Origin of the sequence: Micromonospora sp. M51, from assembly GCF_018070305.1 — a bacterium.
GTDB lineage: Bacteria > Actinomycetota > Actinomycetes > Mycobacteriales > Micromonosporaceae > Micromonospora > Micromonospora parva.
This window is the reverse complement of sequence record NZ_JAGPXZ010001005.1, coordinates 1-1,852: the sequence shown is the minus strand read 5'-3', so window position 1 is coordinate 1,852 and position 1,852 is coordinate 1. Positions and strand designations below refer to the sequence as shown.

At 73.2% G+C, this 1,852-nt stretch carries 2 protein-coding genes; both read right to left on the bottom strand.

Annotation, left to right across the window (positions count from 1 at the left end):
* Positions 1-115: 115 nt before the first annotated feature.
* Positions 116-1,051 (bottom strand): PfkB family carbohydrate kinase, encoded by a 936-nt coding sequence (locus tag KBX53_RS31805; protein WP_210863509.1) that lies wholly within the window; start codon positions 1,049-1,051, stop codon positions 116-118.
* Positions 1,052-1,162: 111 nt separating this feature from the next.
* The coding region (locus tag KBX53_RS31800; RefSeq protein WP_210863507.1) for an XdhC family protein at positions 1,163-1,852 on the bottom strand (690 nt) is incomplete at its 5' end.

Here is a 1,852-nt window from a genome sequence, read left to right as displayed (position 1 = left end):
CCCGCCATCCCGCGCCGATCTTGCACTTTCTGCGGCACCACATATGGGCAAACCGGACCAATCACTAACCGAAGGTGCAAGATCGGCGGAGTGAGGGCGGGGGCGCGGGGTGGGATCAGGGGTTGAAGCGGTTTTGGACGGCGGCGCGGGTGGGCATGGCGGTGGCACCGCCCGGGGACTCGCAGACCAGGCCGGCCACCCGCAGGGCGAAGGCCACCCGGTCGACCCAGCCCGACGGGTTCTCCGGTTCGCCGTCGACGAGCAGGTCGGCGATGAGCGCGGCCATCACCGAGTCGCCCGCGCCGGTGGCGTCGATCGCGGTGACCTTGGGAGCCGGAACTCGGACCGGGTCGGCGTCGGCGGCTGCCAGTACCGCACCCGCCGCGCCGAGCGTCACCACCACCGTGGCCGCCCCCAGCTCGCGCAGGTACGCCGCCACCCCCTCCACCGGCTCACCGGGATAGAGCAGGACGGCGTCGGCGGCGCTCAGCTTGACCAGGTGCGCGCCGGCCGCGAACTCCGCCACCACCTCGCGCAGCCCTTCCAGCGTCCCCGGCCCGGTCAGCAGCCGGGGACGGACGTTCGGGTCGAAGACCCGCAAACCCGTGGCGAGCGACCAGGCACGTCGGGCAGCGGCCAGCGTGCCGGGTTGGAGCAGCACTATCGAGCCGCAGTAGAGCACGTCGGCACCCTCCAGCAGCGCCAGCTCCAGATCGTCGGGGCCGAGCAGTCCGTAGGAGGTCGGTTCGCCGTAGAAACGGAAATCCGGTTCCGGCCCGGCATACGTGACGACCGCCAGCGTGGTCGGCGCGGGCACCGTGATCGCACCGGCCACCCCGACGTCGGCCGCGGTGAGGAACGCGCGGATCCGGCCGCCCAGCGCGTCATCACCGAGCGAGCCGACGAACTGTGCCGCGCCGCCGAGTCGGGCCACCCCGACCGCGACGTTGAGCGGCCCACCGCCGATGGCCTGCCGGTACACCCGCTCCCCGTCCACCTCGCTGTCGAGCAGGTCGACGAGCGCTTCGCCGAGCACCACCGCGTATCCCATGCCGTTCCTCTCGTCGTCGCCGGCCGCCGCTCGCCGAACCGATCGCCGTGGCACCAGGCTGGCACAGCGCGCGCCCCGATGGGCGCCGAAGGCCCGGCACCGACGGGCGCGCTACCCCGACCGGTGGATCGGCCCGTCGAGCGCGGCGAGAGGGCGGCCGGTGCCGCCCCACCGGGCCGCGACGATCTGCGCGGCCACACTCACCGCGGTCTCCTCAGGGGTACGACCACCGAGGTCCAACCCGATCGGTGAGGCGATCCGGGACAGCTGCTGCGGGCTGAGCCCCGCCTCGGTCAGCAGCTTGTGCCGCTCGTCGTGGGTGCGCCGTGAGCCCATCGCGCCGACGTACGCCAGCGGCTGGCGCAGCGCCAACTCCAGCAACGGCACGTCGAACTTCGGGTCGTGGGTCAACACGCACACCACAGTGCGCTCGTCGAGTCGACCGGCCGCCACCTCGGTAGCCAGGTAGCGGTGCGGCCACTGCACCACCACCTCGTCCGCCCCGGGAAGACGTCGCGCGGTGGCGAAGACCCGCCGGGCGTCGCAGACAGTGACCCGGTAGCCGAGGAACGCGCCGATCCGGGCCACCGCGGCAGCGAAGTCGATCGCCCCGAAGACGATCATCCGGGGCGGCGTGGCGTACGTGGTCACGAAGAGACTGACGCCGTTGCCTCGGCGCTGCCCGTGGTATCCGTACCGGAGCATCCCGCTGCGCCCCGCGGCGAGCAGCCCGAGGGTGTCGGCGCTGGCGGCGTCGTCGAGCCGGTCGTCGCCGAGCGAGCCGACGCGGCGCTGGCCGGT

Excerpts from the sequence above, each read along its gene's own strand:
- KBX53_RS31805 (WP_210863509.1), bottom strand. The coding sequence starts at position 1,051 with ATGGGATACGCGGTGGTGCTCGGCGAAGCGCTCGTCGACCTGCTCGAC.